Annotated in this window: 15 protein-coding genes; 13 read left to right on the top strand and 2 right to left on the bottom strand. The window is 64.5% G+C overall.

Annotation, left to right across the window (positions count from 1 at the left end):
* The first annotated feature begins 70 nt into the window (after positions 1-70).
* The 5 genes from I6L39_RS16285 (at position 71) to hisIE (ending at position 8,868) form a co-directional block, all read left to right on the top strand.
* Positions 71-1,180, top strand: coding sequence for a two-component system response regulator (locus I6L39_RS16285; protein WP_216990237.1), 1,110 nt, complete (start codon positions 71-73; stop codon positions 1,178-1,180).
* Positions 1,173-3,338, top strand: a complete 2,166-nt coding sequence (locus I6L39_RS16280; RefSeq protein WP_216990236.1) for a PAS domain S-box protein — start codon at positions 1,173-1,175, stop codon at positions 3,336-3,338. Before I6L39_RS16285 ends, I6L39_RS16280 begins: the two co-directional genes overlap by 8 nt.
* Positions 3,332-7,300 carry a PAS domain S-box protein gene (locus I6L39_RS16275; RefSeq protein WP_216991821.1) on the top strand — a complete coding sequence of 1,323 codons (3,969 nt, stop codon included), beginning with the start codon at positions 3,332-3,334 and terminating at the stop codon, positions 7,298-7,300. Before I6L39_RS16280 ends, I6L39_RS16275 begins: the two co-directional genes overlap by 7 nt.
* A 166-nt stretch (positions 7,301-7,466) precedes the next feature.
* Positions 7,467-8,240, top strand: a complete 774-nt coding sequence (gene hisF / locus I6L39_RS16270; RefSeq protein WP_042078718.1) for an imidazole glycerol phosphate synthase subunit HisF — start codon at positions 7,467-7,469, stop codon at positions 8,238-8,240.
* On the top strand, positions 8,233-8,868 hold the full coding sequence (hisIE, locus tag I6L39_RS16265) for a bifunctional phosphoribosyl-AMP cyclohydrolase/phosphoribosyl-ATP diphosphatase HisIE (RefSeq protein ID WP_216990235.1): 636 nt from the start codon (positions 8,233-8,235) through the stop codon (positions 8,866-8,868). Before hisF ends, hisIE begins: the two co-directional genes overlap by 8 nt.
* A 33-nt stretch (positions 8,869-8,901) precedes the next feature.
* Here hisIE and I6L39_RS16260 read toward each other — a convergent pair whose 3' ends face one another.
* Both I6L39_RS16260 and I6L39_RS16255 read right to left on the bottom strand, forming a co-directional pair.
* On the bottom strand, positions 8,902-10,434 hold the full coding sequence (locus I6L39_RS16260) for a P-loop NTPase fold protein (protein ID WP_216990234.1): 1,533 nt from the start codon (positions 10,432-10,434) through the stop codon (positions 8,902-8,904).
* A 141-nt stretch (positions 10,435-10,575) separates the two neighbouring features.
* Positions 10,576-12,198, bottom strand: a complete 1,623-nt coding sequence (locus I6L39_RS16255; protein WP_216990233.1) for an acyl-CoA synthetase — start codon at positions 12,196-12,198, stop codon at positions 10,576-10,578.
* A gap of 310 nt (positions 12,199-12,508) precedes the next feature.
* Between I6L39_RS16255 and I6L39_RS16250 the strand changes: the two genes are divergently transcribed.
* The 8 genes from I6L39_RS16250 (at position 12,509) to I6L39_RS16215 (ending at position 24,334) form a co-directional block, all read left to right on the top strand.
* On the top strand, positions 12,509-13,048 hold the full coding sequence (locus I6L39_RS16250) for a glycine zipper 2TM domain-containing protein (RefSeq protein ID WP_219144221.1): 540 nt from the start codon (positions 12,509-12,511) through the stop codon (positions 13,046-13,048).
* 307 nt (positions 13,049-13,355) lie between these two features.
* Positions 13,356-16,274 (top strand): AAA family ATPase, encoded by a 2,919-nt coding sequence (locus I6L39_RS16245; RefSeq protein ID WP_216990232.1) that lies wholly within the window; start codon positions 13,356-13,358, stop codon positions 16,272-16,274.
* 311 nt (positions 16,275-16,585) lie between these two features.
* Entirely contained in the window at positions 16,586-17,074 is a 489-nt protein-coding gene (locus tag I6L39_RS16240; protein ID WP_216990231.1) for a hypothetical protein, read from the top strand.
* 219 nt (positions 17,075-17,293) lie between these two features.
* Entirely contained in the window at positions 17,294-17,509 is a 216-nt protein-coding gene (locus tag I6L39_RS16235) for a hypothetical protein (RefSeq protein ID WP_042077501.1), read from the top strand.
* Positions 17,510-17,671: 162 nt separating this feature from the next.
* Positions 17,672-19,132, top strand: a complete 1,461-nt coding sequence (locus I6L39_RS16230) for an efflux transporter outer membrane subunit (RefSeq protein ID WP_216990230.1) — start codon at positions 17,672-17,674, stop codon at positions 19,130-19,132.
* Entirely contained in the window at positions 19,129-20,241 is a 1,113-nt protein-coding gene (locus tag I6L39_RS16225) for an efflux RND transporter periplasmic adaptor subunit (protein ID WP_216990229.1), read from the top strand. Before I6L39_RS16230 ends, I6L39_RS16225 begins: the two co-directional genes overlap by 4 nt.
* A complete protein-coding gene (locus tag I6L39_RS16220; protein ID WP_216990228.1) occupies positions 20,238-23,336 on the top strand; it encodes an efflux RND transporter permease subunit in 3,099 nt (1,032 codons plus the stop codon). The genes I6L39_RS16225 and I6L39_RS16220 overlap by 4 nt, the downstream gene beginning before the upstream one ends.
* The gene (locus tag I6L39_RS16215; protein WP_216990227.1) at positions 23,336-24,334 is read left to right on the top strand and encodes a lipid A deacylase LpxR family protein; all 999 of its coding nucleotides are present in this window, start codon (positions 23,336-23,338) and stop codon (positions 24,332-24,334) included. Before I6L39_RS16220 ends, I6L39_RS16215 begins: the two co-directional genes overlap by 1 nt.
* Positions 24,335-24,389: the final 55 nt, after the last annotated feature.

Below are 24,389 nucleotides of genomic sequence, written 5' to 3'. Positions count from 1 at the left end.
TGCGAACCTTATGATTTGGCAGCAATTGGCTCTATACTCGACCCCATAGGGACAGCGTCATGGAAGACATATGTTGACACCTCACAGCGCCACCATCCTGATTGTCGACGACTCGCCCGAAAATCTGATGGTACTGACCGAACTGCTCTCCCCTCACTACCGCGTGCTGGCCGCCCAAAGCGGAGAGAAGTGCCTGCGCATCGTCGGCAGCGACACCCAGCCGGATCTCATCCTGCTGGACGTCATGATGCCGGGCATGGACGGTTATGAGGTGCTCAGACAACTGCGCCAGTCCCCGGGTGGCAGCACCATCCCTGTGGTCCTGCTCACCGCCCTCGCCGATCCCCAGAGCGAGGAGTACGGTCTCTCCCTTGGCGCCGTCGACTACATCACCAAGCCCATCAAGCCGATCATCGTTCAGGCCAGGGTGCGCACCCAGCTGGAAGCCAAGCAGGCCCGCGACGGCCTGCAGAACCAGAATGCGGCCCTGGAAGCCGAAGTGGCCAGGCGGATGGCCGAAAACGATCTGATCCAGCAGGTGGCCATCCGCGCCCTCGCCCACCTGGCGGAGATCCGCGATCCCGAGACCGGCAACCACATACTGCGCACCCAGGGGTACGTGCACCTGCTGGCCAGCGCCCTGGCTGATCACCCCCGTTTCGTCCATACCCTGACCCCGGGCTACATCGATCTGCTGAGCCGCTCGGCCCCCCTGCACGACATCGGCAAGGTGGGCATTCCCGACCACATCCTGCTCAAGCCGGGCAAGCTGACCCCGGAGGAGTGGCAGGTCATGCGCTCCCACGCCAAGCTCGGCAGCGACGCCATCGAGCAGGCCGAACAGGACATGGAGCAACCCCTGGCCTTCCTGACCCTGGCCAAGGAGATCGCCCACTGGCACCACGAGAAGTGGGACGGCAGCGGCTACCCGGATGCCCTGCAGGGGGACGCCATCCCCCTTTCTGCCCGTCTGATGGCGCTGGCCGACGTGTTTGACGCCCTCATCTGTGCCCGGGTCTACAAACCGGCCATGCCCTATGAGGAGGCGCGCGCCCTCATTCTCTCCGGCAGCGGCCAGCACTTCGATCCGGACGTGGTGGCGGCCTTCGACCGTCACTTCGAGGAGTTCGTGAGCATCGCCGAGCGCTACCGGGATGACGGCGAGGTCGCGCATGGCTGAACGGCCTCCGCTGACCCGGGCCCACGTGCTCAACGTGGTGCTCACCTATGCCGCCGTGGCGAGCCTGTGGATCCTGCTCTCCGACAAGGCGGTGGAGTGGCTGTTCAGCACCCCGGCCCAGTTCGCCCTCGCCAGCACCATCAAGGGCTGGCTCTTCATTCTCATCACAGCGCTCATGCTCTATGCCATGCTGCGCCGTCGCACCGACCAGGCCCTGGTCACCCCCGGCGTCACCCGGCGTCAGTGGCTCCCCTTCGTGCTGCTCAACGGGCTCATCCTGGCGCTGACCGGCATGGCCATTGCCCAGAACATCGAGCTGACCCGGAGCAAGGAGGTCGCCCGCCTCGAAGCCATCGCCGATCTCAAGAGCAGGCGCATCACCGAATGGCTCGACAACCGCGAGCAGGATGTCCGCCAGATCATCGAGAGTCCGCGCTATGACGCCCTGCATCGGGATGGGCTGGCGGCCGCATCATCCCATGAACAGGCGCAGTGGCAGACACAGCTGCTGGACTTCATCTCACTGCGAGGATTCCAGGGGGCCGCCGTGTTTGGTCCAACCGCCCAGACCCTGTGGCACACCCCGGGGGCCGGCACCATGAATACTACCCTGCAGGATGCCCTGGCCCGGGTGGAAGCAGGCAAGGTGCTCAGGGTGGGCCCCTACCTCGATGAGCGGGGACAATCCAGGCTGGATTTTCTGGCCGCCCTGAACACCCCGGGCAAGGCTTCCCCCGTGATCGCGCTGCAGATCATCGGCACTGACTGGGCCGATCGCATCCTTCGCACCTGGCCCATTCCCGACAGCAGTGGCGAAGCCATGCTGTTTCGCCAGCAGGGGGATCAGGTGCGTTATCTGAGTGGCCTGCGTTATCGCCCCGATGACGCGGCCCTCACCCTGCACTACCCCCTCACCCACCAGACCCTGCTGGCCGCCCAGTACCTGCGTCTCTACGCCGGTCAGGGCGAATCCCGGGTGCTCTCCGGCAAGGATTATCGGGACACCGAGGTATTTGGCGTCGTCTACCCTGTGATGAACACGGACTGGTATCTGCTGGCCAAGATAGACAAGGCCGAGCTCTATCAGGCCACCTTCAAGGAGAGCATCTGGATCGGCCTCATCGGCCTGCTGGTGCTCTTCATCACCAACGCCGGCGTCATCCTGCTGCGCCAGCACACCCGGCTGCAGATGGCCGAGCAGCTCCACCACTCCCAGTCCCAGCGGCTGGAGGCGCTGCAGCTGCTCTCCGCCATCGCCGACAGTTCGGAAGATGCCATCTTTGCCAAGGACAGGGAGGGCAAGTACATCCTGTTCAATCGCGCCGCCAGCCGGTTCGTCGGCAAATCCGCCGCCGAGATGCTGGGCCAGGACGACATGGCCATCTTCCCCCCGCAGCAGGCCCGGATGCTGATGGCCGCCGGCCGCCAGGTGATTGAACGCAACCGGGTACAGACCGAGGAGGAGTACCTGACCCTGCCCTCAGGGGATCGCGTCTTCCTCGCCACCAAGGGGCCGCTGCAAGACAGCGATGGCCGGGTGATCGGCATCTTCGGCATCTCCCGCGACATCACGGACGCCAAGCGGGCAGAGGCCGACTTGCGCGAGCGGGAGGGGCTGTTTCGCGCCCTGGTAGAGCAGTCCCTCGCCGGCATCTACATCATCCAGCAGGGGCGTCTCTGCTACATCAATCCCTGCTTTGCCCAGCTGTTTGGCTATGATTCACCCGGGGCCTTGCTCGGCGTTGGCAGCCTGCACGCCCTCGCCGCCCCCAAGGACAGCGCCAGGGTGGCCGAACTGATACAGGCGTGCGAGCAGGATGACAGCGAAATCCACACCCGTTTCAGCGCCCAGCACCGGCAGGGGGAGGCCCTGGAGGTCGAGCTCTACGGGCGGCGCGTCGATTATCGCGGCCAGCCCGCGGTGATCGGGCTCCTGCTCGACGTCACCGAGCGGGAGCAGGTCGAACAGGCCCTGACCCACCAGGCCGACGAGCTGCGCCAGCAGAACCATGAGCTGGAGCGTTTCAACAAGGTGATGGTGGACAGGGAGCTCGCCATGCTGGCGCTCAAGCACCAGATCAACGGGCTCTCGCGCCAGCTCGGGCTGCCGCCTCCGTACCCCCAGGCCCCCACGCCACCGGAGGATCTCCCATCATGAGCTGGTCGCAACTCTGGCATGTTCGCCCCTCTACCCAACGCTGGGGCGTCTGCCTGCTGGCGGTGCTGCTTCCCCTGCTGATGCTGCAGATCCGGATCCAGCTGCCCATCGCCTTCGGAGAGCGCCCGCTGCTGGTGCTCTTCATGCTGCCCATCATCATCTGCGCCCTGCTGGGAGGCCTGCTGCCTGGCCTGCTCTGCACCCTGGTCAGCGCCCTGGTCACCACCTATTTCATGCTGCCCCCCGTCAATGAGCTGCGCATTACGGCGGGCCAGGATCTGGTGCAGTGGGGGCTCCTCATCGCCAACGGCCTCCTCGTCAGCCTGCTCAGTGCCGCCATCCACAGCGCCCGGGCCCGGGAGATCCTGCACTGGCAGGAGCTGATGAACACCCAGTCCCGCCTGCAGCAGAGCGAGAACCGCTTCCAGGCCACCTTCGAGCAGGCGGCGGTCGGCATCGCCCTGGTCTCCCCCGATGGTCACTGGCTGCGGGTCAACCAGCGCTTGTGCGACATGCTGGGCTACCGGGCCGACGAGCTCACCGAGATGACGTTCCAGCAGCTGACCCACCCGGACGATCTCTTCATCGATGAGACCCATGTTGCCCGGGTGCTGGCGGGGGAGATCCCCCACTACACCCTGCAAAAGCGCTACCTGCACAAGGGGGGAGAGACCATCTGGACGACCCTGACGGTGGCCCTGGTGAGGAACCTCGACGAAGAACCCGACTACTTCATCTCCATCATTGAGGACAATCGGCAGAACAAGGAGACCGAGGAGGCCCTGCGCCGCAACGAGGCCATACTGCGCGAGTCCCAGCGGCTGGCCAAGATTGGCAACTGGCGCTGGCGCATTGCCGACGACAGCCACTTCTGGTCGCCGGAGATCTATCGCATCTACGGCCGCGATCCCGCCCTGCCCCCCGCCGTCTATCCCGAGGTGAGAAAGTACTTCACCCAGGAGGGGTGGCACGCCGTCGCCCAGGCCGTCGAGCGCTGCCGACGGGACGGGCAACCCTACGAGTGCGATGCCGAGATCATCAACGAGCAGGGGGAATCCGCCTGGGTCATCGCCCGTGGCGCGGCCCTCACAGCGCCTGACGGCACCATCATCGAGCTCTATGGGACAGTGCAGGACATCACGGAGCGCAAGCTGGCCGAGCAGCGACTGCTGCACAATCAACAGGCTGCGCTCGATACCCAGCGCCGCGCCCGCCTCGCGGCACTGAACCTGATGGACGATGCCATCAGCGCCCGGGTGCGTGCCGAGACCATCAGCAGCGCCCTGCGCGAGAGCGAGCAGCGGCTGTTGATGGCTCAGGAAGGGGCCCACGTGGGGATCTGGGAGTGGGACATGGTCAGCAACCGTCTCTTCTTCTCGCCCGAATGTGCCCGCCTCTATGGCCGCAGCGCCCAGGACCTGGGTGATTTCGCCGCCTGGCAGGCCTGCCTGCATCCCGATGACAGGCCCCGCATCGAGCAGTTGCTGGCCGAGCGGGCGGTGAGCGGGGCACCGGTCGAGCTCGAGTTCCGCATCCTGCTGCCGGACGGCAACGTGCGCTGGCTGGCGAGCAAGGGGAGCGTCTACCGGGATGCCCAGCAGCGCCCTGTCCGCCTCCTTGGCATCCATCTGGACATCACGGAGCGCAAGCTGGCCGAGCAGCAGCTGCGCCAGTTGTCCCTGGCCCTGGAGCAGAGCCCGGACGGCGTCTTCATCACGGACACCCGGTCACGCATCGAGTACGTCAACGCCGCCTTCCTCGCCGCCAGCGGCTACCAGAAGAGCGAGGTGATCGGCCAGACGCCCTCCCTGCTGCGCTCCGGTCTCACCCCGAATGCCACCTATGTCGCGCTGTGGGATGCCATCCACCACGGCCAGCGCTGGCACGGGGAGTTCATCAACCGGCGCAAGGATGGTGCCCACTACCAGGTGCTGGCCACCGTCTCCCCCATCCGCCAGGAGAACGGTGAGATCACCCACTATGTGACCGTGCAGGCCGACATCACCGAGAAGAAGCAGCTCGGCGAGGAGCTGGACCAGTATCGCTACCACCTGGAGGAGATGGTCAACGAGCGCACCCTGCAGTTGGCCCTGGCCCACCAGCGCGCCGAGAGCGCCAATCACGCCAAGAGTGCCTTCCTGGCCAACATGAGCCACGAGATCCGCACCCCCATGAACGCCATCCTGGGGCTCACCTATCTGCTCAAGCGCGACACGCCGGATCGCATCCAGCACGAGCGGCTGGAGAAGATAGACAACGCCGCCCAGCATCTGCTGAGCATCATCAACGACATCCTGGACCTCTCCAAGATCGATGCGGGCAAGATGGCGCTGGAGCTGACCGACTTCTCCCTCACCGCCATGCTGGACAACGTCAGCGCCCTGATGAGCGAGCAGGCCCGCGCCAAGGGGCTCGCCATCGTGATCGACATCGGGGATGCCCCGGCCTGGGTCCACGGTGACATCACCCGGCTGCGCCAGGCGCTGCTCAACTACGCGACCAACGCCATCAAGTTCACCGAACAGGGCTCGGTCACCCTCAGGGTCCGGGTCACCCGCCCGCTCACCACCGGCTATCTGCTGCGTTTCGAGGTGGAGGACACCGGCATCGGCATCACCCCAGAGCAGCGCGAGAAGCTGTTCCAGGCGTTCGAGCAGGCCGATGTCTCCACCACCCGCAAATATGGCGGCACCGGCCTGGGCCTGGCGATCACCAGCCGGATCGCGGCCCTGATGGGGGGAGAAGTCGGCGTCACCAGCACCCCGGGCAAGGGGAGCTGCTTCTGGTTTACCGCCCGTCTGTTCAAGGCCAGGGAGGAGGTGCAGCCATCGCCGCTGCTCGAACAGATGGAGCAGACGCGCTATTTCCCGGGCCATGCCAGGGTATTGCTGGTGGAGGACAACGCCATCAACCGCGAGGTGGTGCTGGAGCTGCTGTGCAACAGCGGCCTCGTCATCGAGACCGCAGTCAATGGCCAGGAGGCGCTGGAGCGTGTCAGGCAGCACTCCTTCGATCTCATCCTGATGGACATACAGATGCCGCTGATGGACGGTTACAGCGCCACCCGAGCCATCCGGGCGCTGCCCGGCTGGGAGCAGGTTCCCATCCTGGCCCTGACGGCCAGCGCCTTCGAGGAGGACAGGAAGGCGAGCGAATCGGCCGGCATGAACGACTTCATCCCCAAACCCGTCACCCCCGCCAAGCTGTTTGAGGCCCTGCAGCGGTGGCTGCCCGACGGCAAAGTGGCCGGGCTCCGCCATGAGGAGCATGATCCTGGCATAGAAACGGGCCCCCTCTCCCCCCTGCTGGGACTCTCCGGGCTGGATCTGCAGCAGGGGCTGGCGGTGCTCAAGGGCAATCAGGAGAAGTACCTATCCCTGCTGCGCTACTTCGCCAGCGAGCACGATCAGGACATGGTCCTGCTGAGCCAGCATCTACAGACCGGGGACCAGACCGCCGCCTCCCACCTGGTTCACACCCTGCGCGGCGTGGCCAGCACCCTGGGGGCGGTGGAGCTGGCGCAGCACTGCCTGCAGCTGGAGCAGGAGATCGCCGCCGGTACCCCCCCGCCGGCAGAACTGATGTCGACCATCGACAGGTGGCTTGCCGCCCTGCACGAACGACTGGGGAACGAAGAGGCGGCCATGGCCACGGATCTGGTGCCCCTCGGCAACCCGTGGCGCCGCCAGCTGCTTCGCCAGATGGAGGCGCTGCTGGTGCAGAGCGACACCGCGGTGATCCCCCTGTACGAGCAATACGCCGCCCCCCTGCGGCTCATGTTGGGCACTCGAAGCGAGACCCTGGCCAGGCAGTTGAAGGAGTTCGACTTCGACGCCGCCCTGCTCACCCTTCGCCAGCACATGGCTGCGGACGAGCCCGATCCCGATGACCTGACCCCGCTTGCCGACACCCCGTCGCGCAATCCTGGCCTGATCAAGGGCGACAAGGGGTTGAACCACTGAATGAAGTCATGCATATAGTGTGGGTCCCGGGGATGGGCAGCCGTGTGACTGCCCCTACCCCTTCAGGATCCCGCGAGGCATGCCGACCGCTTTCCCATTCGCCGCCAGATCCTGCGTCGGCGGCAGAACGATGTTGTTTAACCGTGCTTTACATGGAGCAATGAGCATGTTGTCAAAGCGTATTATCCCCTGTCTCGACGTCAAAGATGGCGTGGTGGTCAAGGGCGTGCAGTTTCGCAACCACGAGGTGATGGGCGGCATCGTCGAACTCGCCCGCCGCTACGCCGCCGAGGGGGCCGACGAGCTGGTCTTCTATGACATCACCGCCTCGAGCGACGAGCGGGTGGTGGACAAGAGCTGGGTGAGCCGGGTGGCGGAGGTGATCGACATCCCCTTCTGCGTCGCCGGCGGCATCAAGAGCGTGGAGGATGCGCGCCAGATCTTGGAATTTGGTGCCGACAAGGTCTCCATCAACTCCCCGGCCCTGGCCGATCCCACCCTGATCACCCGTCTGGCCGAGCGTTTCGGCGTGCAGTGCGTGGTGGTGGGCATCGACTCCTACTTCGACGCGGCCCTCGGCCAGTATCAGGTCAAGCAGTTCACCGGCGACGAGAGCCGCACCCGCACCACCGCCTGGACCACCCTCGACTGGGTGCAGGAAGTGCAGCGCCGCGGTGCCGGCGAAATCGTGCTGAACGTGATGAACCAGGACGGCATGCGCCAGGGCTATGATCTCGAACAGCTCAGGCTGGTGCGCGCCGTCTGCAAGGTGCCCCTCATCGCCTCCGGCGGCGCCGGTGCCATGGAGCACTTTCGCGATGCCTTTACCCTGGCCGACGTGGACGGTGCCCTGGCGGCTTCCGTGTTCCACAAGGGCCTCATCCCCATTCCCGAATTGAAACGCTGGCTGAAAAACGAAGGAGTCGCCATCCGTGAATAATCAAGCAGTAGACAACCCATTGCCGCTGGCCGAGCGCCTGGACTGGGCCAAGTGTGACGGCATGATCCCCGCCATCGTCCAGCACGCCGCGAGCGGCCAGGTGCTGATGCAGGGCTTCATGACCAAAGAGGCGCTGGAGAAGACCCAGGCCACCGGCCAGGTCACCTTCTTCAGCCGCAGCAAGCAGCGCCTCTGGACCAAGGGGGAGAGCTCAGGCCATGTGCTCAAACTCGTCGCCATCTCCACCGACTGCGATCAGGACTCCCTGCTCATCGCCGCCGATCCCGTGGGCCCCACCTGCCACCTGGGCACCCCGTCGTGCTTCGACGAGCACCCGCTGCCGCCGCTGGGTTTCCTCGCCGAGCTCGAGCAGATCCTCGCCGCCCGCAAGGGGGCGGACCCCGCCACCAGCTACACCGCCAGCCTCTATGGCAAAGGCACCAAGCGCATCGCCCAGAAGGTGGGCGAAGAGGGGGTCGAAGTGGCCCTGGCCGCCATGGCCAAGGATCGGGAGGAGCTCATCAACGAATCCGCCGATCTGCTCTATCACCTGACCGTGCTGCTGCAAAACGAGGGGCTGGGGCTGAAGGATGTGGTGCAGCGGCTGTATGAGCGCCACACCAAGTGATCTGATAATAAAGCCGGGATTTCCCGGCTTTATTTAGTCAAGGTGTACTGCCAGCTCTACTAAATTCTTATACGTTGCTAAACGTCGCTCCAACTGTGACAGCTCTTTTTCGGCCAATATAGTATTTTCTTCTACAGTCAAATTTCGCATTCGCTTAGCACAATCTTTTGCCAACGTGATTAAACGATAAGAAAATTCATCATCTGAACCCGGTTTGAATAGGTTTTCATAAGACATGAGCAAAACGTTCTTTAATGAAACCATATATTCACCATCTCTAAATGGATTTAAATATCGTTCATAATCGACATCCTCAACATAACTTCCTATGGCACTTCCTGCTTTTATAAAGCATTGAAAGTATTGCTCTCCATACTCATTCATTAGTGTATTGAAACCTTTTAGCTTTGGATGGTTATCTGTCGTAGGCATTTTGCCATCCGTTACAGCGCGATAATCTTCATTGTTTTTCTCGCACAGAGAGAACAAGTAAACAAGAAAAATCAGATTTAATGTGCATCCTTGATAATTCACGATGGAAGCAAACGTTCTATCCAACACTTGCTCTGTTTTTCTTAAGCTCAATAAAAAATGATCACTGACAGCTGTCAATATATTTACCAATACTTGGGTATCAGTTATCTCCGGCCATACCTTGACATGCTCAAAATGCAATTCTTTATCTACTATTGTCTGTTGAATAAACTCTCGCCGAGAGATACTGCCTAACGTAAATCGTCTATGAAAAAATCGTCCAAGATAGCTCTCCGCATCAAAGCCTTCACCATAAATTACCTTGATAGCATGCTGAAGTTGTTCGGTATCCGTTGCGAGCACAAACACCACACCAGAGATATCGAAGATATGCTTGATGGTTTCCAGCATTTCTACCGCATAGGAGGGACGACAGCGATCCAGCTCATCAATCAAAATAAAGGCGGGATAATCCAAACGACCTTTGTCATCCAATTGATCCAAGTTAGCAGAAACAGCGGCCTCAACCCATTGCCGGATCTCTTTTTTAAGATACTGGATAGATTCATAACGCTCTCTATGATTACTACAGAGAGTATCAACTAACTGATCTGCATCTTCACTTTCCAAAGAGAAATCACCATCCTCCAGCCCAGCCTTTTTAATGGCTGACTTGATCACCAATTTTCCGCCGACCTTAAGCAACCCCAATAGCCTGGACTTGATGCCATCAGGTACGGCAACATTATTTCCGGTGGCGTCTCTCAATTGTTCAATAATCGACGAGATCACCGTCAACAAGGGATCATCGGAAAAGTCCTGCTGCCAGGCGTCGATATAAACGGTGGGATAGCACTCTTTAAGTTCCATATACCAGCGCTTGATAAACCAGGTCTTGCCTGCACCCCATTCGGCATTGAGGTTCAGCACATAGTTGCGCTGCTTGCCCTCTGCCGCCAGATAGTTGCTCAAAAACTCGGCATAGCGAGCGCGGTCCAGCCTGTCACCTGCCAAATCCTCCACCACTCCGTCGATGGCTCCCGGGCCAGCCCATGGAAGTGGCTCACTCCAATCAAATGCTGCAACCGTCATAGTGTTTTCCTGTTCCGATACTGAGCAGGATATTACCAGAGTGAGATCCAAAAGAGTTTGATGAACATAGGAATTGGCGCCATATCACCCCGAGGCAATATGGCGCCAGCTTAAACCTTCACATGACTGTGACTTCCCGTTCTACTCCAGCTGCTTGCGCAGCATAAATTTCTGCACCTTGCCGGTGGAGGTCTTGGGCAGCGGGGTGAAAATGATGCGCTTGGGGGCCTTGAAGTGGGCCATCTGCTCGCGGCAGAACGCGATGAGGTCGGCTTGGGTGAGCTCGCGGCCCTCCTTGAGCTTGACGAAGGCGCAGGGTACCTCCCCCCACTTCTCGTCCGGCATGGCGATCACCGCCGCCTCGTCCACGTCCGGGTGGCGATAGAGCACGTCCTCCACCTCCAGGCTGGAGATGTTCTCCCCGCCGGAGATGATGATGTCCTTGGATCTGTCCTTGATCTCCACATAGCCGTCCGGGTGCCAGACCGCGAGATCCCCGCTCCGAAACCAGCCGTCTGCCATCGCCTCCTCGCTCGCCGCCGGATTCTTGAGGTAGCCCTTCATGACGATGTTGCCGCGCAGCACTATCTCCCCCAGGGTCTTGCCATCCCGGGGAACCGGCTCGCCGCTCACCGGGTGGATGACCCGCATCTCCCCCTGCAGTGGTGAGGCCACCCCCTGGCGCGCCTTGAGGCGGGACAGCGTGGTGGCGTCCTGTCCTTCCCAGCTTCGCTGCGGCTCGCACACCACGCAGGGGCCATAGGTCTCGGTGAGACCGTAGACATGGGTCACGGCTATCCCCATGGCCTCCATGCCGGCGATCACGGTGGCGGGCGGCGCTGCCCCCGCCGTCATCGCCTTGACGGGGTGGTCGAGTCCCTGCTTGAGGGCCGGATCGGCATTGTTGAGCATATTGAGCACTATGGGGGCGGCGCAAAAATGCGTCACCTTGTGCTCGTGCAGCGCCTCATAGATGGCCGCCGCCTGCACGTGACGCAGGCAGACGCTCACCCCGGCGGTGGCCGCCAAAGTCCAGGGGAAGCACCAGCCGTTGCAGTGGAACATCGGCAGGGTCCAGAGATAGACGCTGTGCTTGGGCAGCTCCCAGGAGAGGGCGTTGTTCACCGCGTTGAGGTGGGCACCGCGATGGTGATAGACCACCCCCTTGGGGTTGCCTGTGGTGCCCGAGGTGTAGTTGAGCGAGATGGCCTGCCACTCGTCCCCGGGCAGCCAGCCGGGCTCATCGCCGTTGCCCCCGGCAATAAAGGCCTCGTAATCCAGCTCGCCAATGAGCTCCCCCTCCCGGTAGAGGGGATCGTCGATGGCGATGACCAGGGGCTGGTTGTCTATCTGGGAGAGCGCCCTGCGCACCACGGCGCCAAACTCCCGGTCCACCAGCACCGCCTTGCTCTGGGCATGCTGGAAGATAAAGGCCATGGCGTCGGCATCGAGCCGGGTGTTGATGGTGTTGAGCACGGCGCCGCTCATGGGCACCCCGAAGTGGGCCTCGAACATCGCAGGCACATTGGGGGCGACGATGGAAACGGTGTCCCCCTCGCCGATGCCGCGGCGGCGCAGGGCCGAGGCGAGCCGGCGGCAGCGCACCTCGGTCTGGGCCCAGCTCTGGCGCAGGGGGCCGTGGATCAGCGCCGGGTAGTCGGGGTAGACGCTGGCCGTCCTGGCCAGGAAGCTCAGGGGGGTCAGCGCCTCGAAATTGGCGGGAGTCTTGCCAAGGCCGGTCTCGTAGATGTGGGGCTTTGTCATCGGGTTCCTTCCTCGTCGGGTACAAAGCGGAGTGCGTCTCGCGTTCGAGATGCCGCCCGACGCAGCGCAGGGGCGACTCTCGAGAACGGATGAAAGGGTATCAAGGGGGCGTGATCCCAGGTATTAGCGAAACGTCTTAGGGTGCAGGCCTGCCCCTCGTTGTCGCCAATCGCCGACGCTCTTTTGCCAAGGTCGTTTTTTGCGCAGTCAGTCTCTGTCGCAGTCGGGGGGCGGTCTGCTTGAGCCGGAGGGGGAAAATGCCAAGAATGCACCCAGGCCCGAAGTGGGCATCTGTATGAGGAGAGAGACGATGAACACATCCATGTTGGCAGGTATCGGGATCGGTGTGGCCTCTGCGCTGGCCTTGTCGGCCGCCGCCAGCGGATCCCTGTTTACCTCAGAGCCCCAGTTTGCCGAGGTGCTGGCCAGCAAGCCGGTGACCGAAACCATCAAGACGCCGCGCCAGGAGTGCCGCAACGTCACCGTCACCCACCGCAAGCCGGTGCAGGACGAGCACAAGATCCTGGGGACCGTGGTCGGGGCGGCGCTGGGGGGCGTGGTCGGCCACCAGTTTGGCGGCGGCAGCGGCAAGAAGATCGCCACCGCGGCCGGTGCCGTGGCCGGCGGCTACGCCGGCAACCAGGTGCAGGGCAACATGCAGGCGGGCGACACCTACACCACCACTGAGCAGCGCTGCAAGACGGTGCAGGAGAGCAGCACCCGCACCCTGGGCTATGACGTCACCTACCGCCTCGCCGGCCAGGAAGGGGTGGTGCGCATGGAGAAACAACCCGGCGCCACCATCCCGGTCAAGGATGGCAAGCTGGTACTGAGCAACGAGCAGGGTTGATACTCCGTTAGGAGCGCCCTGCCATGAGGAAGGCCCACCAGAGAGGTGGGCCTTTTTCTTGGGTCACCGTTGGAAAAGCACCGGAGCCACGGCCACCTCTGCCCTGCCTGTGGCTCGCCCCCCTCATTGCCAATGGGTGTCATCTGGCTAGTCGTCAAGCCACTGGCGGGCGTCATTAGCTTCCCTTTTTCACTGCCGCCCCCGGTTTTCTCTCCCCATCGCCGCTACGGCTGTCTTTTTTCTTGACCCCCATGACGGGCCGACTAAGATGATTCCGATTGCCAGCCTGCGGTATAACGGTTTGAATATGTCAAAGATATCAAGTACATCGCTTCCATTGCATGTCCGCTTTGGCGAGTTCGAACTGGATGAACGCAACGCACTCTTGCTGCGCAGCCACAGGGTCATCCCCCTCTCCCCCATCCCGTTCAACCTCTTGTGTGCCCTGGTACGGGATCCCGGCGCCCTCCTGACCAAGGACGAGCTGCTCGACCGGGTATGGGGTCATCGCTTCGTCAGTGCCTCCGTGCTGAAAGGGGCCATCAGTGATCTTCGCACCCTGCTGGGAGACAGTCCCCGTCAGCCGCGCTTCATAGAGACGGTCTCACGCCGCGGTTATCGCTTCATCTGCCCGCTCCTCCCCCAGGGGGAGTCTGCCCCGCCCGAGGGCCCCCTCCCACCAGCAGTCCGGGTGCCGAGCATCGGCACCCCATCCCCCGAGGGATTCATCGGCCGCGGGGAGGAGCTGGCCCGGTTGCAGGACGCCTGGCGACGGGCGACTCAGGGTCAGCGCACCATAGTCTGGGTCGCGGGCGAACCCGGGATCGGCAAGTCCACCCTGATCGCGCACTTCTGCTCCGGGCTCGACCACGCCCTCTGGGTGCGGGGGCAGTGCGTGCAACTGCATGGGGCGGGCGAACCCTATCTGCCGGTGCTGGAGGCCATCGCCGAGCTGTGCCGTCGCGATGAGCAGGCGATCCCCCTCCTTCGCAGCGTGGCCCCCACCTGGCTGCTGCAACTGCCCTGGCTCTGCTCGGCCGCGCAGCGAGAAGCCCTGCTGAATGAACTGGTCGGCGCCCACCCGCAGCGCATGTTGCGGGAGATGAGCGAGTTTCTGGATCGTTACACCGAGCATCAGCCGCTGCTGCTGATCACCGAAGACCTGCACTGGGGCGATCCCTCCACCCTGCAGCTTGTCGACTATCTCGCCCGCCGGCGCAGCCACAGCCGCCTGATGTGGCTTGGCAGTTTCCGCCTGACCGAGATCATCGCCCAGGATCATCCTCTCAACGAGCTCAGACACGAGCTGCGCCCGCAGGGCTTGTGCGAAGAGATCCTGCTCGACGCCTTCTCCGAGCGGGATGTGGCGACCTATGTCTGCACGCGGCTGCCGACGCTGGCCGCCGAGGACAGATTCGTGAAGGCCCTGCATGAACGCACGAGTGGCGTGCCCCTGTTCGTGGCATCCCTCGCCAACGAGGTCCTCGCCCAGGCCGACCGTGGCAGCCTCGCCGGGCTGGCGGATCTGGCCCGCACCCGGATCCCCGAGAGCCTGAACGCCCTGATCGATCACCATGTGGCCAAACTCTCGGGCGAGCGGCGCCAGTTGCTCACGGCGGCCGCCGTGTTTGGCATGACGCTGCGTCTCGACATGCTGTCACGGGTGCTGGACAGCGATCCTGTACAGGTGGCGGAGCTCTGTGATCGGCTGGCACGGGAGCGGCTCTGGCTGACGGAAGTCACATCGAGCGAACCCGCACTCGGGGTGATGCCTTCCTTCGTGTTCCACCACCAGCTGTTCCGCCAGCGCCTTTATGACGGCTTGCCCGGCGCGGTGCGCGCCGCCTGGCACGGCAAGATAGGGGCCCTGCTCCAGCAGGACGGGAGCGCAACGGCCGCCGAACTGGCGATGCATTTCGATCGGGGCCGTGAGCCCATGAAGGCGCTTGGCTATTATGCCGAGGCAGCTCGGGCGGCCTTGCTCCATCTCAGCCCCGTCGAGTGCATGGGACTGACCGAGCGGGCGCTCTATCTAATCGATCAGATGCCGGAGAGTGCCCAGCGCCATGCGCTCGAGATCACCCTGGTCACGCTGCGCGGCTGCGCCGCCTTCCACACCCTGGGGGCCGGGGACGACACCCGCGCCGCCTACCAGCGTGCGACCAGGCGCCTCGTCGAGGTGCCATCGCATCCCATGGCCGGCCTGGCACTGCACGGTTTTGGCCTGCTGCTCGATTTTCGGGCCGAGTATGACGAGGCGCTGGCCATAGCCGCACGGGCGCAAGCCCTCGCCACCGAGAGGGCGGATCCCCTGCTGACGCTGGCGGCCTGCACCATACAGGGGCATGCGCTCATGATGCAGGGCCATCATCTGGCGGCCAGGGAGGTACTGGAGCTGGCGTTGCCGGCCCTCGAGCAGGCGACGGCGACGACAGAGCACAATTTCATCGGGTTCATCGCCGATCCCCAGGCGACTGTGCTCGCCTTGCTGAGTCTCTCCCTCGCCCAGCTGGGCCTGTTCCATCAGGCGCGCGAACGCCTCCAGCAGGCTTATGCCCGCTCCCGCCACCTTGCCCAGCCGATGGCGCTGATGTTTACCCTCTGGTGCGATGCGCTCTGTGCCATCCGGCATGGCGACGTAGCGCGAGTCGCGGCGCTGGCCGGAGAGATGGCGACCCTCGTCGACCGCTTCTCCCTTGCCCAGGGCAAGGCGGCCTGCCGCTGGTTCCAGGGGTGGGCAGAGAGCCATTGCGGCAGCCCCCAGGAAGGAGGCCGCCAGATCTGCCTGGCTTACGAAGAGAACCGGGCGCTCGGGATGCTGTCAGGGAGCAGCGAAACCCTGGGCTATGCCGCCGAGGCCCTGGTCCTCCAGCAGGAGTGGGAAGGAGCCCAGGCGACGCTGGCGCGGGCGCTGGCGTTCGTGCACAGCCACGGGGAGCGCATTGTCCTGCCGCAATTGTTGCTGCTTCGCGCGGCCACAGAGCAGGCCAGGGGCGACGTGACGGCCGCGGCAACCTCGGCACGCCATGCACGCGCCGAGGCCATGGCCCAAGCCGCGCCATGGCTCGAGGTCATGGCATTGACCGCCCTTTGCGACCAGGGTACTGCGACGCCAGAAGAGAGGGCGGCGCTCGCCGGATGGGAAGAGCGACTCGCCGCGCAGGGAGAGCCCGCCCCCCTTGTCAGGACGGTGCGCCCCCTTGCAAACGGCAAGGCGGCTCAATAAGCGCCCCTCCCGACCGAATCCCCACCTCTCCCTGACCACATGCCCATTCGTCGTCCTTATACTCGATTGCGACAGGTAATGGGCGTGATCCGGCCACTGGCCCGCGTCCTGGTGTGAGAAGGGGGATCCTCTGGCCCCCGCCTCGCCAACACCCTCGACAGGGCCTGGCGATCCCCGTCATTCAAGCCCAGCCATGGACACAGGGGGATTGAACGGCAGGCCAGGAGTTCCTTGTACCTGACGCCGCCATCGGTCGCGTTCACGCGTTTGTGGCGGCCTCTTGCCTCCATTTACGTGATACCGGTGCCCCCATGGATATCTGTGATTGCCGTCAGTCAGGCCGTTGCAAGGATAGATTCGCCTCAGGCAGGCCCCTGCCAGAGTCGATCATCGACGAGCTCTGCTCGCTGGCCTGCCTTGGCCAGCCATCACAGCACCGCCTGCCCTGGCATGTCATGGTGGCCTCCTCGCTGGATGCGAAGCGGCGCATCAATGCGGTGGTCAGCGGGGCGCTCCCCTTCGCCCCCTGCCTGCTCCACAAGGCGTCCCATATCGTGGTGCTGTGCGCCAGAACAGGGCCGAGGCGGGCCGCCTATGATGGGGCGTTGCCGACGGCCGTCCCCGGGCACCATGCCGAATATCCGGCAGCCCCCCGGGAGCACGCGGCAGAGCAGGCGGCCCTCGCCGGCGCCTCTCACCCGATCTACATGGCCCTGGGCGCACTCTTGCTGGGAGCGGCGACCCTGAACCTGGCCACTTGCACCGTGGATGACTTTGATGCTGACTGGCTGGATGCCTAGCTGGGGCTGGCCGAACGGGGATGGCGCAGCGTCGTGATGGTGGGTCTGGGCCAGCATGCCGCTGGCGATATCGAGCCACCCTCTCTCCCCCTGCCGACGGAGCTCTTCATGACGCGACTGTGAACAGATCGCCACCCAATTCCGACCTTTTATCCACCACTTCGCCCTCGTACTCCCGTAATCTTCTGCGGCAAGCCCGAATATTGATGGATGCTGCCCATGATCCTCAGATCCGATCCCCAATACCCCCTCCATCGCATGTACGTCGTCAAGCTGGACCGGGACGCCACGCCAGATGCGCTCCATGGGCGCCTTGAAAACCTCGTCTCCGGCACGCAGCGCCACTTCGCATCGGCGCAGGAGCTGCACGGCCTGATGGAGCGGGATCTCGAGCGCGAGGACGCCCCCGGGCAGAGTCCTGACCCCATTCCCTGACGGCCACCCGCTCCCACCCATTTCCGACCAAAGTCCGACCCCTTCCTGACCATGGCCGCGGCCCGGCTTGCTAGTCTTCCTACCCGATCCCGTCCACCCCATGATGCGAGTTATACGATGTCTCCAGCACCTGCCATCTCCCGGGCCCCGCGCCCGCGAAGGATGCGCGTCATCCCAGCCCTGGTCTCCTCTGCCCTGGCGCTTGCCTCGGCTGGCTGCACCACGCCCCAACTGGACTCCACTCTGGATCTCCCCGCCAGCTTCGCCACCTCGCGGGAGGCGGCCGAGCCGGACGTGCAGTGGTGGGAGAGCTACGGCGATCCTGTGCTCAGCGAGCTGATCGTCCAGGCGGCCCACGCAAACCGCGACATCCGCATCGCCGCCCAGCGCCTGCGCGCCGCCCGGGCGGGAGAGACGATCAGCCGCTCCGTCCTCCTGCCCAACCTGGGGGTGACGGGCAGTGCCGGCCACAGCGACAACGGCTATGGCAGTGGCGCACGGCAGGCCGCCCCCGAGACGAGCAGTCTCTCTGCGGGCCTGAGCGTCTCGTGGGAAGTGGATCTCACCGGCCGTCTGCGGGCCGGCGCGGCCGCCGCCGCGGCAGAGGCCGAGGCCAGCGAGGCGCAGGCACGCGGCGTGCGTCTGCTGGTGCTGACGGATGTGGCCAGCAACTATTTCACCCTGGTCGGCGCACAGCGCCAGCTGGAGACGGTACACGCCATCTCGGAGGCCCAGGACGAGACCTTGCGTCTGGTGACGGCGCGCCAGCAGGTCGGGTTGGCCTCCCCCTTCGATGTCGAACGGGCGCGCACCGATGCCGCCCAGGCACGGGCGGCCATGCCGCGACTCGCCACCCTGATCGCCGTCTCGCGCCATCGTCTCGCCGTGCTGATCGGCGCCCAGCCGGCGACCGCCAGGATCACCCCTTCCCAGGCCGTCATCAAGACCCCGCCGGTACGCCCCGGACAACCGGCCAGCCTGCTGGAGCGTCGCCCGGACCTGCTGGCGCTGCGTGCCCAGCTGGCAGCCTCGAACTGGCGTCGCCAGCAGGCAAAAACGCAGTGGTTCCCCCGCCTGTTCGTCAGCGCCCTGTTCGGTCGCGAGGATCTGGATGTGAACGGCATGGCGCTCGGATCGGCCCGCTTTGGCAACATCGCCGGCCTGATGACGATGCCGCTGCTGGACTGGGGCCGAACCAGCGCCGTCAACGAGATCGCCGAGAGCGCCCAGTCCGAGGCGCTGCTGCGCTACGAGGATGGCATCGTCCGTGCGCTCGAGGATGTGGAGAACAGCCTGGTCGCCCTGCGCGACGAGCGTGAGCGGGCAGACGTGCTGCAAGGGGCCGCACGGTCGGCGCAAATGGCCCTCAAGCACGCCGAGTCCCTCTATCAGCGGGGACAGATCGATCTGTTGCCGCTGCTCGATGCCCAGCGCGCACGCCTGACCGTGCAGCTCGGCGCCAATGACAGCCAGACCCAGGCCCTGCTCGACAGCGTGACGCTGTTCAAGGCGCTGGGCGGTGGCTGGCAGGCCTTCGAGCCGGCGACAACCCATACCCCCGAGACAGCCGTGTCCAAACGCATCACCCCCACCCCTTTATCCACTAACGAGGAATCGTCGTGAAATCCTTCGTCGCCGCGGCCAGTGCCGCCACCCTTACTGCCTTGCTGTGTGCCTGCTCCGAGCCCGCCCCCTCCACGGGCGCACTCAGACCGGTGAACACCATGGCGCTTCATTACGACAGCCTGCGCGACAGCCAGCGCTATTTTGCCTCGGTCGCCTCCCGCTACGAGGTCGAACAGGCCTTTCGCATTGGCGGCAAGGTGCTGGTGCGCAAGGTCGATGTCGGCCAGGTCGTGAAAGAGGGCGATGTGCTCGCCATCCTGGATGATGCGGACTACCTGCTCGCCGAAGAGGCCGCCCGCCAGCGTCTGGCGGCGGCCAAGGCGGCCGCCTGGCAGGCCGAATCGGATTGGCAGCGCCTCAGTGAGCTGAAGAAGAACGGCTCCGTCAGCGCCTCCCACGAGGAGCAGGCACACAGCACCCTGCTCACCGCCAGGGCGGCGGCACAGGCGGAGGCCCGTCAGTTCGAGCTGGCCCGCAACCAGGTCAATTACACCCAGCTGCGGGCCCCCATCAGCGGCGTGGTGACGGCGCTGCGCATGGAAACAGGCCAGGTGGTGGCGGCGGGTCAGCCCGTCATCACCCTCGCCAACGAGGGCAAGCCGGAAATCGTGGCGGATATTCCCGAGAACCGGCTGGCCGAGTTCAAGGCCGCACGCTACAAGGCCGCGCTGGCCACGGCGCCGGAGCGCTATTTTGCGGTCGAGCTGCGCGAGCTCTCGGCCCAGGCCTCGGCGCAGACCCGCACCTACCGAGCCCGCCTCAAGCCGGTCGAGCCCAGAGCACTGCCGCTGGGGGCGACCGCCACCCTGATCGCCGAGCGCACCGATGAGGGCACCCGCGTCGCTACCCTCCCCGCTACGGCCCTGACCCAGGAGCAGGGGGCGCCGGCCGTGTGGACGGTGCAACAGGACGGCAAGGGCAATACGGGCACCGTCAAGCTGGTCAAGGTCGCCATCCAGGGCTATCGCAGCGACGAGGTGCTCGTCTCCGGTCCCGCCGAGGGCGCCCTCGTCGTCACCGCCGGGGTGCAGAAGATGGCGCCAGGGCTGAGAGTCGCCCTGCCCGCATCCGCATCACGCTCTGAACGTGAGGAAGTGACCCCATGAAATCGTTCAATCTCACCGAATGGGCGCTGAGCCACCGCGCCGTGGTGCTGTTCCTGATCCTGCTGGTGACGGTGGCGGGGACCCTGGGCTTTGGCAGGCTGGGTCAGCTGGAGGACCCCAACTTCTCGGTGCCCTCCATGACCGCCATGGTGGTCTGGCCCGGCGCCACGGCGCAGCAGCTCCAGGATGAAGTGCTCAACCGCATGGAGAAGAAGTTCGAGCAGCTCGACCACTTCGAGAAGGTCAAGACCTTCGCCCGCCAGGGGTTCGGCGGCATGCTGATCACCGTCAAGGGGGGCACCTCCAAGGCGGATCAGCAGGAGGCCTGGTACCAGGCGCGAAAGAAGTTCAGCGATCTCGAGCTCGAGCTGCCAGAGGGGGTCGTGGGCCCCATCTTCAACGACGAATTTGGCGACGTCTACGGCCTGATGTACGCCATCAAGGGGGATGGGGTCAGCCTCGCGGATCTCGCCGATCAGGGGGAGATCATCAAGCGCCGCCTGTTGAAAGTCCCCATGGTCAAGAAGGTGGATCTGCTCGGCAAGCAGACGGAAAAAGTCCATATCGAATTCTCCCACGAACGCCTGGCGGCGCTGGGCATCCAGCCTGTGCAGATCATGGCGGCCCTGAAGAGCCAGAACGCCATCCTGCCGGCAGGCTCCCTCGATACCGCCTCCGACCGGATCCATGTGCGGATCAGCGGCCAGTTCCGCAGTCTCGACGACATTCGCAACCTGCCCATTGCCGCAGGCGGACGCCTGATCAAGCTCGGCGACTTCACCACTGTGCGCCGGGGCTATGAGGATCCCCAGACCTACAGCATCCGCCACAACGGCCAGCAGGTGCTGATGCTGGGTCTCTCCATGACCAATGACGGCAACATAGTCCAGCTGGGCGCGGCGCTTGAGACCGTCATCACCGAGATCCAGCACGAGCTGCCCTACGGTGTCGAGCTCGAGCAGGTCGCCGACCAGCCCACCACGGTCAAGGAGGCGGTCTGGGACTTCGAGCGCTCCCTGGTGGAGGCCCTGGTGATCGTCGTCATCGTCAGCCTGCTGAGCCTGGGTTGGCGCACCGGCATAGTGGTCGCCCTGTCGGTGCCCCTGGTGCTGTGCATGGTCGCCATCTTCATGCTGGGGACAGGCTGGAATCTGGAGCGGATCTCCCTGGGGTCGCTCATCATCGCCCTGGGCCTGCTGGTGGACGACGCCATCATCGCCCTCGAGATGATGGTGGTGAAGATGGAAGCGGGCTGGGACAAGGTCAAGGCCGCCTCCTACTCCTATCAGGCGACCGCCATGCCCCGTCTCTCCGGTGCCCTGATCACCGCCGCCGCCTTCATGCCGGTGGGTTTCTCACAGTCCACCACGGGGGAGTACGCCGGCGGCATCTTCTGGATCGTCGGCGTGGCGGTGATCTTCTCCTGGCTCTGCTCGGGCCTCTTCACCCCCTACCTCGCCGTCAAGATGCTGCCGGACCGACTCGGCCATCACCATGGGGATGCGGGCCCTTATGACACCAAGGGCTATCGCAAGCTGCGTGGCTGGATCCAGCAGGCCATCGCGCGCCGCTGGCTGGTCATCGGCGTCACCTTCGGGGCCCTGGTGCTGGCCGTGCTGGCGGTCAAGCTGGTGCCGCAACAGTTCTTCCCCAACAGCACGCGCCCCGAGCTCATCGTCGAGCTGCGGGTCAAGGAAGGGGCCTCGTTCGCCGCGACCACAGCGCAGGTCAAGGGCCTGGAGCAGGTGCTGGCCAAGGACGAAGACGTGCGCTTCTACACCGCCTACACGGGGGCCGGCGCGCCGCGCTTCTACCTCTCCCTGGATCCCGAGATGCCCAACCCGGGCTATGCCCAGTTCGTGGTGATGACCCGGGATCTGGAGGCCCGTGAGCGCGTGCGTTCGCGCCTGATGGCCATGGCCGGCGAGCGGTTCCCCCAGGCCTGGGTGCGCGTCACCCGCCTCGAGCTCGGGCCACCGGTGGGCTTCCCGATCCAGTACCGCATCGTCGGCGCCGACACCCAGGTGGTGCGTGCCATCGCCCGCAGGATCGAACACCTGGTAGCGAGTCATCCCCAGGTGCGCGACGTCCAGCTCGACTGGAACGATCCGGTGCGCGCCCTCGGGGTCGAGCTCGATCAGGAGAAGGTGCGCGCCCTGGGGCTCTCCCCCGCGGAGGTGGCGATGGCGACCCAGTCCCTGATGCAGGGGGTGACCCTGACCCAGTTGCGCGACGGCGAGGAGCTGATCGACGTAGTCGCCCGCGCCATTCCCTCGGAGCGACTCGACGTCGAGACCCTGAAGGACGTCAACCTCTACACGAGCCAGGGCACAGTGGTGTCACTGTCGCAGATTGCGACCGTACGCCATGGGCTGGAAGAACCTGTGCTGTGGCGGCGCAACCGTGACATGGCGATCACGGTGCGGGCCGACGTGGTGGACGGCGCCCAGGCGGTCTCCGTGACCCAGGCCATCACCCCCCTGTTCAAGGAGATAGAGGCGACCCTGCCCTCCGGTTACCGGATTGACGTCGGCGGCGCGGTCGAGGAGAGCAACAAGGCCAACGAGGCGCTGATCGCCGTGGCCCCCGTGATGCTGATCACCATCTTGCTGATCCTGATGCTGCAACTGCAGAGCTTTTCCCTGATGACCATGGTGCTGCTGACCGCGCCGCTTGGGATGATCGGGGTGGTGGCCGCCCTGCTGCTGTTCCAGGCGCCCCTGGGCTTTGTCGCCATCCTGGGCGTCATCGCCCTGTGCGGCATGATCATGCGCAACTCGGTGATCCTGATCGACCAGATCCAGATAGAGACCGCCAGTGGCCGGGATCCCTGGAGCGCCGTGGTCGAGGCCGCCGTGATGCGGGCCCGCCCGGTGATGCTGACGGCGGCGGCCACCGTGCTGGCCATGATCCCCCTGACCCGCAGTGTCTTCTGGGGCCCCATGGCCATCGCCATCATGGGGGGGCTGACCATCGCCACCCTGCTGACCATCTTCTTCGTGCCCTCCCTCTATGCTGCCTGGTTCCGGATCGCCCCGGTCAAGGAGACCGGGCGCACCCTGGCGCAGGCCGCTGGCGCAGAGGAGCGAGCATAGTGAACAAGGGACGCACAGCGCTGATGCTGACGGGGCTGCTGCTGAGCGGCGCCAGCCAGGCCATGGAGGGCACCCTGACCCTCACGGTGGAGAACGATGTCTTTACCGGCTCCGACAACAACTACACCAATGGCGTGGGGATCGCCTGGGTATCTGGGGACATAGACCCCGATGACCAGGGTGCACTCGGTCAATGGACCCGGCTCTGGTCATTTCTGCCGTTCGTGGCCGATGAGGGCTATTCCACTTATGCCTCCTGGGCCCTGGCCCAAGAGATCAACACCCCGGACGACATAGGGGAACCCCATCCCGATGTCGACGATCAGCCCTACTCAGGGGTGCTGGTGGTCGACAGCACTCTCTATGCCCGCAGGTGGGACTGGAGCCACGCCTGGCAGCTCAAACTGGGGGTGGTGGGCCCCGCCTCCCAGGCCGACGACACCCAGCGGGAGTTCCATCGCCTGATCGGGGCCGACAAGCCGCAAGGCTGGGATACCCAGCTACCGAACGAACCCATCGTCAACCTCAACTACACGGTGGCCCACCTCGCCGCCGCCGGACACACGGCGGCAGAGCTGGAATGGCGTCTGGTGCCCCTGGCCACCGCCGGAGTCGGCAACTATTTCACCGGAGCCGGGGTCGGTCTCTATGGCGAAATAGGCTGGGATCTGGTGGATGCCCTGGGGGTCACCGCCCTGCGCTCCGGCCTCAATGCCGCCTCCACGGTCGGCATTGCGCCGCAGAATCGCTGGTCGGTCTCGCTCTTTGGCGGCGGCGGTGCCTACGGGGTCGTTCACTACCTGCCCCTCGACGGCACCCTGTTTCGCACCAGTCACTCCGTCGATTCCGAGCCCGTCATCGGCATGGGCTCCTTCGGCTTCTGCCTGCGGCGCGGCAAGTTGACCCTGGGGTTCGCCCGCACCTTTTTCACCGAGACCTTCGACACCCAGCGAGAGCAGACCGACTTTGGCACCCTGAGCCTGTCATGGGTGCTGTGATCGCCATCCCCCTGGGCGCGTTCGCCGGCAGCCAGCGTCCGGGCCGAGGTTGCCC

It is taken from the genome of Aeromonas sp. FDAARGOS 1409 (assembly GCF_019048705.1).
GTDB lineage: Bacteria > Pseudomonadota > Gammaproteobacteria > Enterobacterales > Aeromonadaceae > Aeromonas > Aeromonas sanarellii.
The sequence above is the reverse complement of the archived record's forward strand: the minus strand, read 5'-3'. Positions and strand labels throughout refer to the sequence as shown.

What these genes read in the sequence shown, in the direction of transcription:
- I6L39_RS16240 (WP_216990231.1), top strand. Translation starts at nt 16,586, where the DNA reads ATGGATATCTGTGATTGCCGTCAGTCAGGCCGTTGCAAGGATAGATTC.
- I6L39_RS16285 (WP_216990237.1), top strand. Translation starts at nt 71, where the DNA reads ATGTTGACACCTCACAGCGCCACCATCCTGATTGTCGACGACTCGCCC.
- I6L39_RS16245 (WP_216990232.1), top strand. Translation starts at nt 13,356, where the DNA reads ATGTCAAAGATATCAAGTACATCGCTTCCATTGCATGTCCGCTTTGGC.
- I6L39_RS16255 (WP_216990233.1), bottom strand. Translation starts at nt 12,198, where the DNA reads ATGACAAAGCCCCACATCTACGAGACCGGCCTTGGCAAGACTCCCGCC.
- I6L39_RS16280 (WP_216990236.1), top strand. Translation starts at nt 1,173, where the DNA reads ATGGCTGAACGGCCTCCGCTGACCCGGGCCCACGTGCTCAACGTGGTG.
- I6L39_RS16220 (WP_216990228.1), top strand. Translation starts at nt 20,238, where the DNA reads ATGAAATCGTTCAATCTCACCGAATGGGCGCTGAGCCACCGCGCCGTG.
- I6L39_RS16260 (WP_216990234.1), bottom strand. Translation starts at nt 10,434, where the DNA reads ATGACGGTTGCAGCATTTGATTGGAGTGAGCCACTTCCATGGGCTGGC.
- I6L39_RS16250 (WP_219144221.1), top strand. Translation starts at nt 12,509, where the DNA reads ATGAACACATCCATGTTGGCAGGTATCGGGATCGGTGTGGCCTCTGCG.
- I6L39_RS16230 (WP_216990230.1), top strand. Translation starts at nt 17,672, where the DNA reads ATGCGCGTCATCCCAGCCCTGGTCTCCTCTGCCCTGGCGCTTGCCTCG.
- I6L39_RS16235 (WP_042077501.1), top strand. Translation starts at nt 17,294, where the DNA reads ATGATCCTCAGATCCGATCCCCAATACCCCCTCCATCGCATGTACGTC.
- hisF (WP_042078718.1), top strand. Translation starts at nt 7,467, where the DNA reads ATGTTGTCAAAGCGTATTATCCCCTGTCTCGACGTCAAAGATGGCGTG.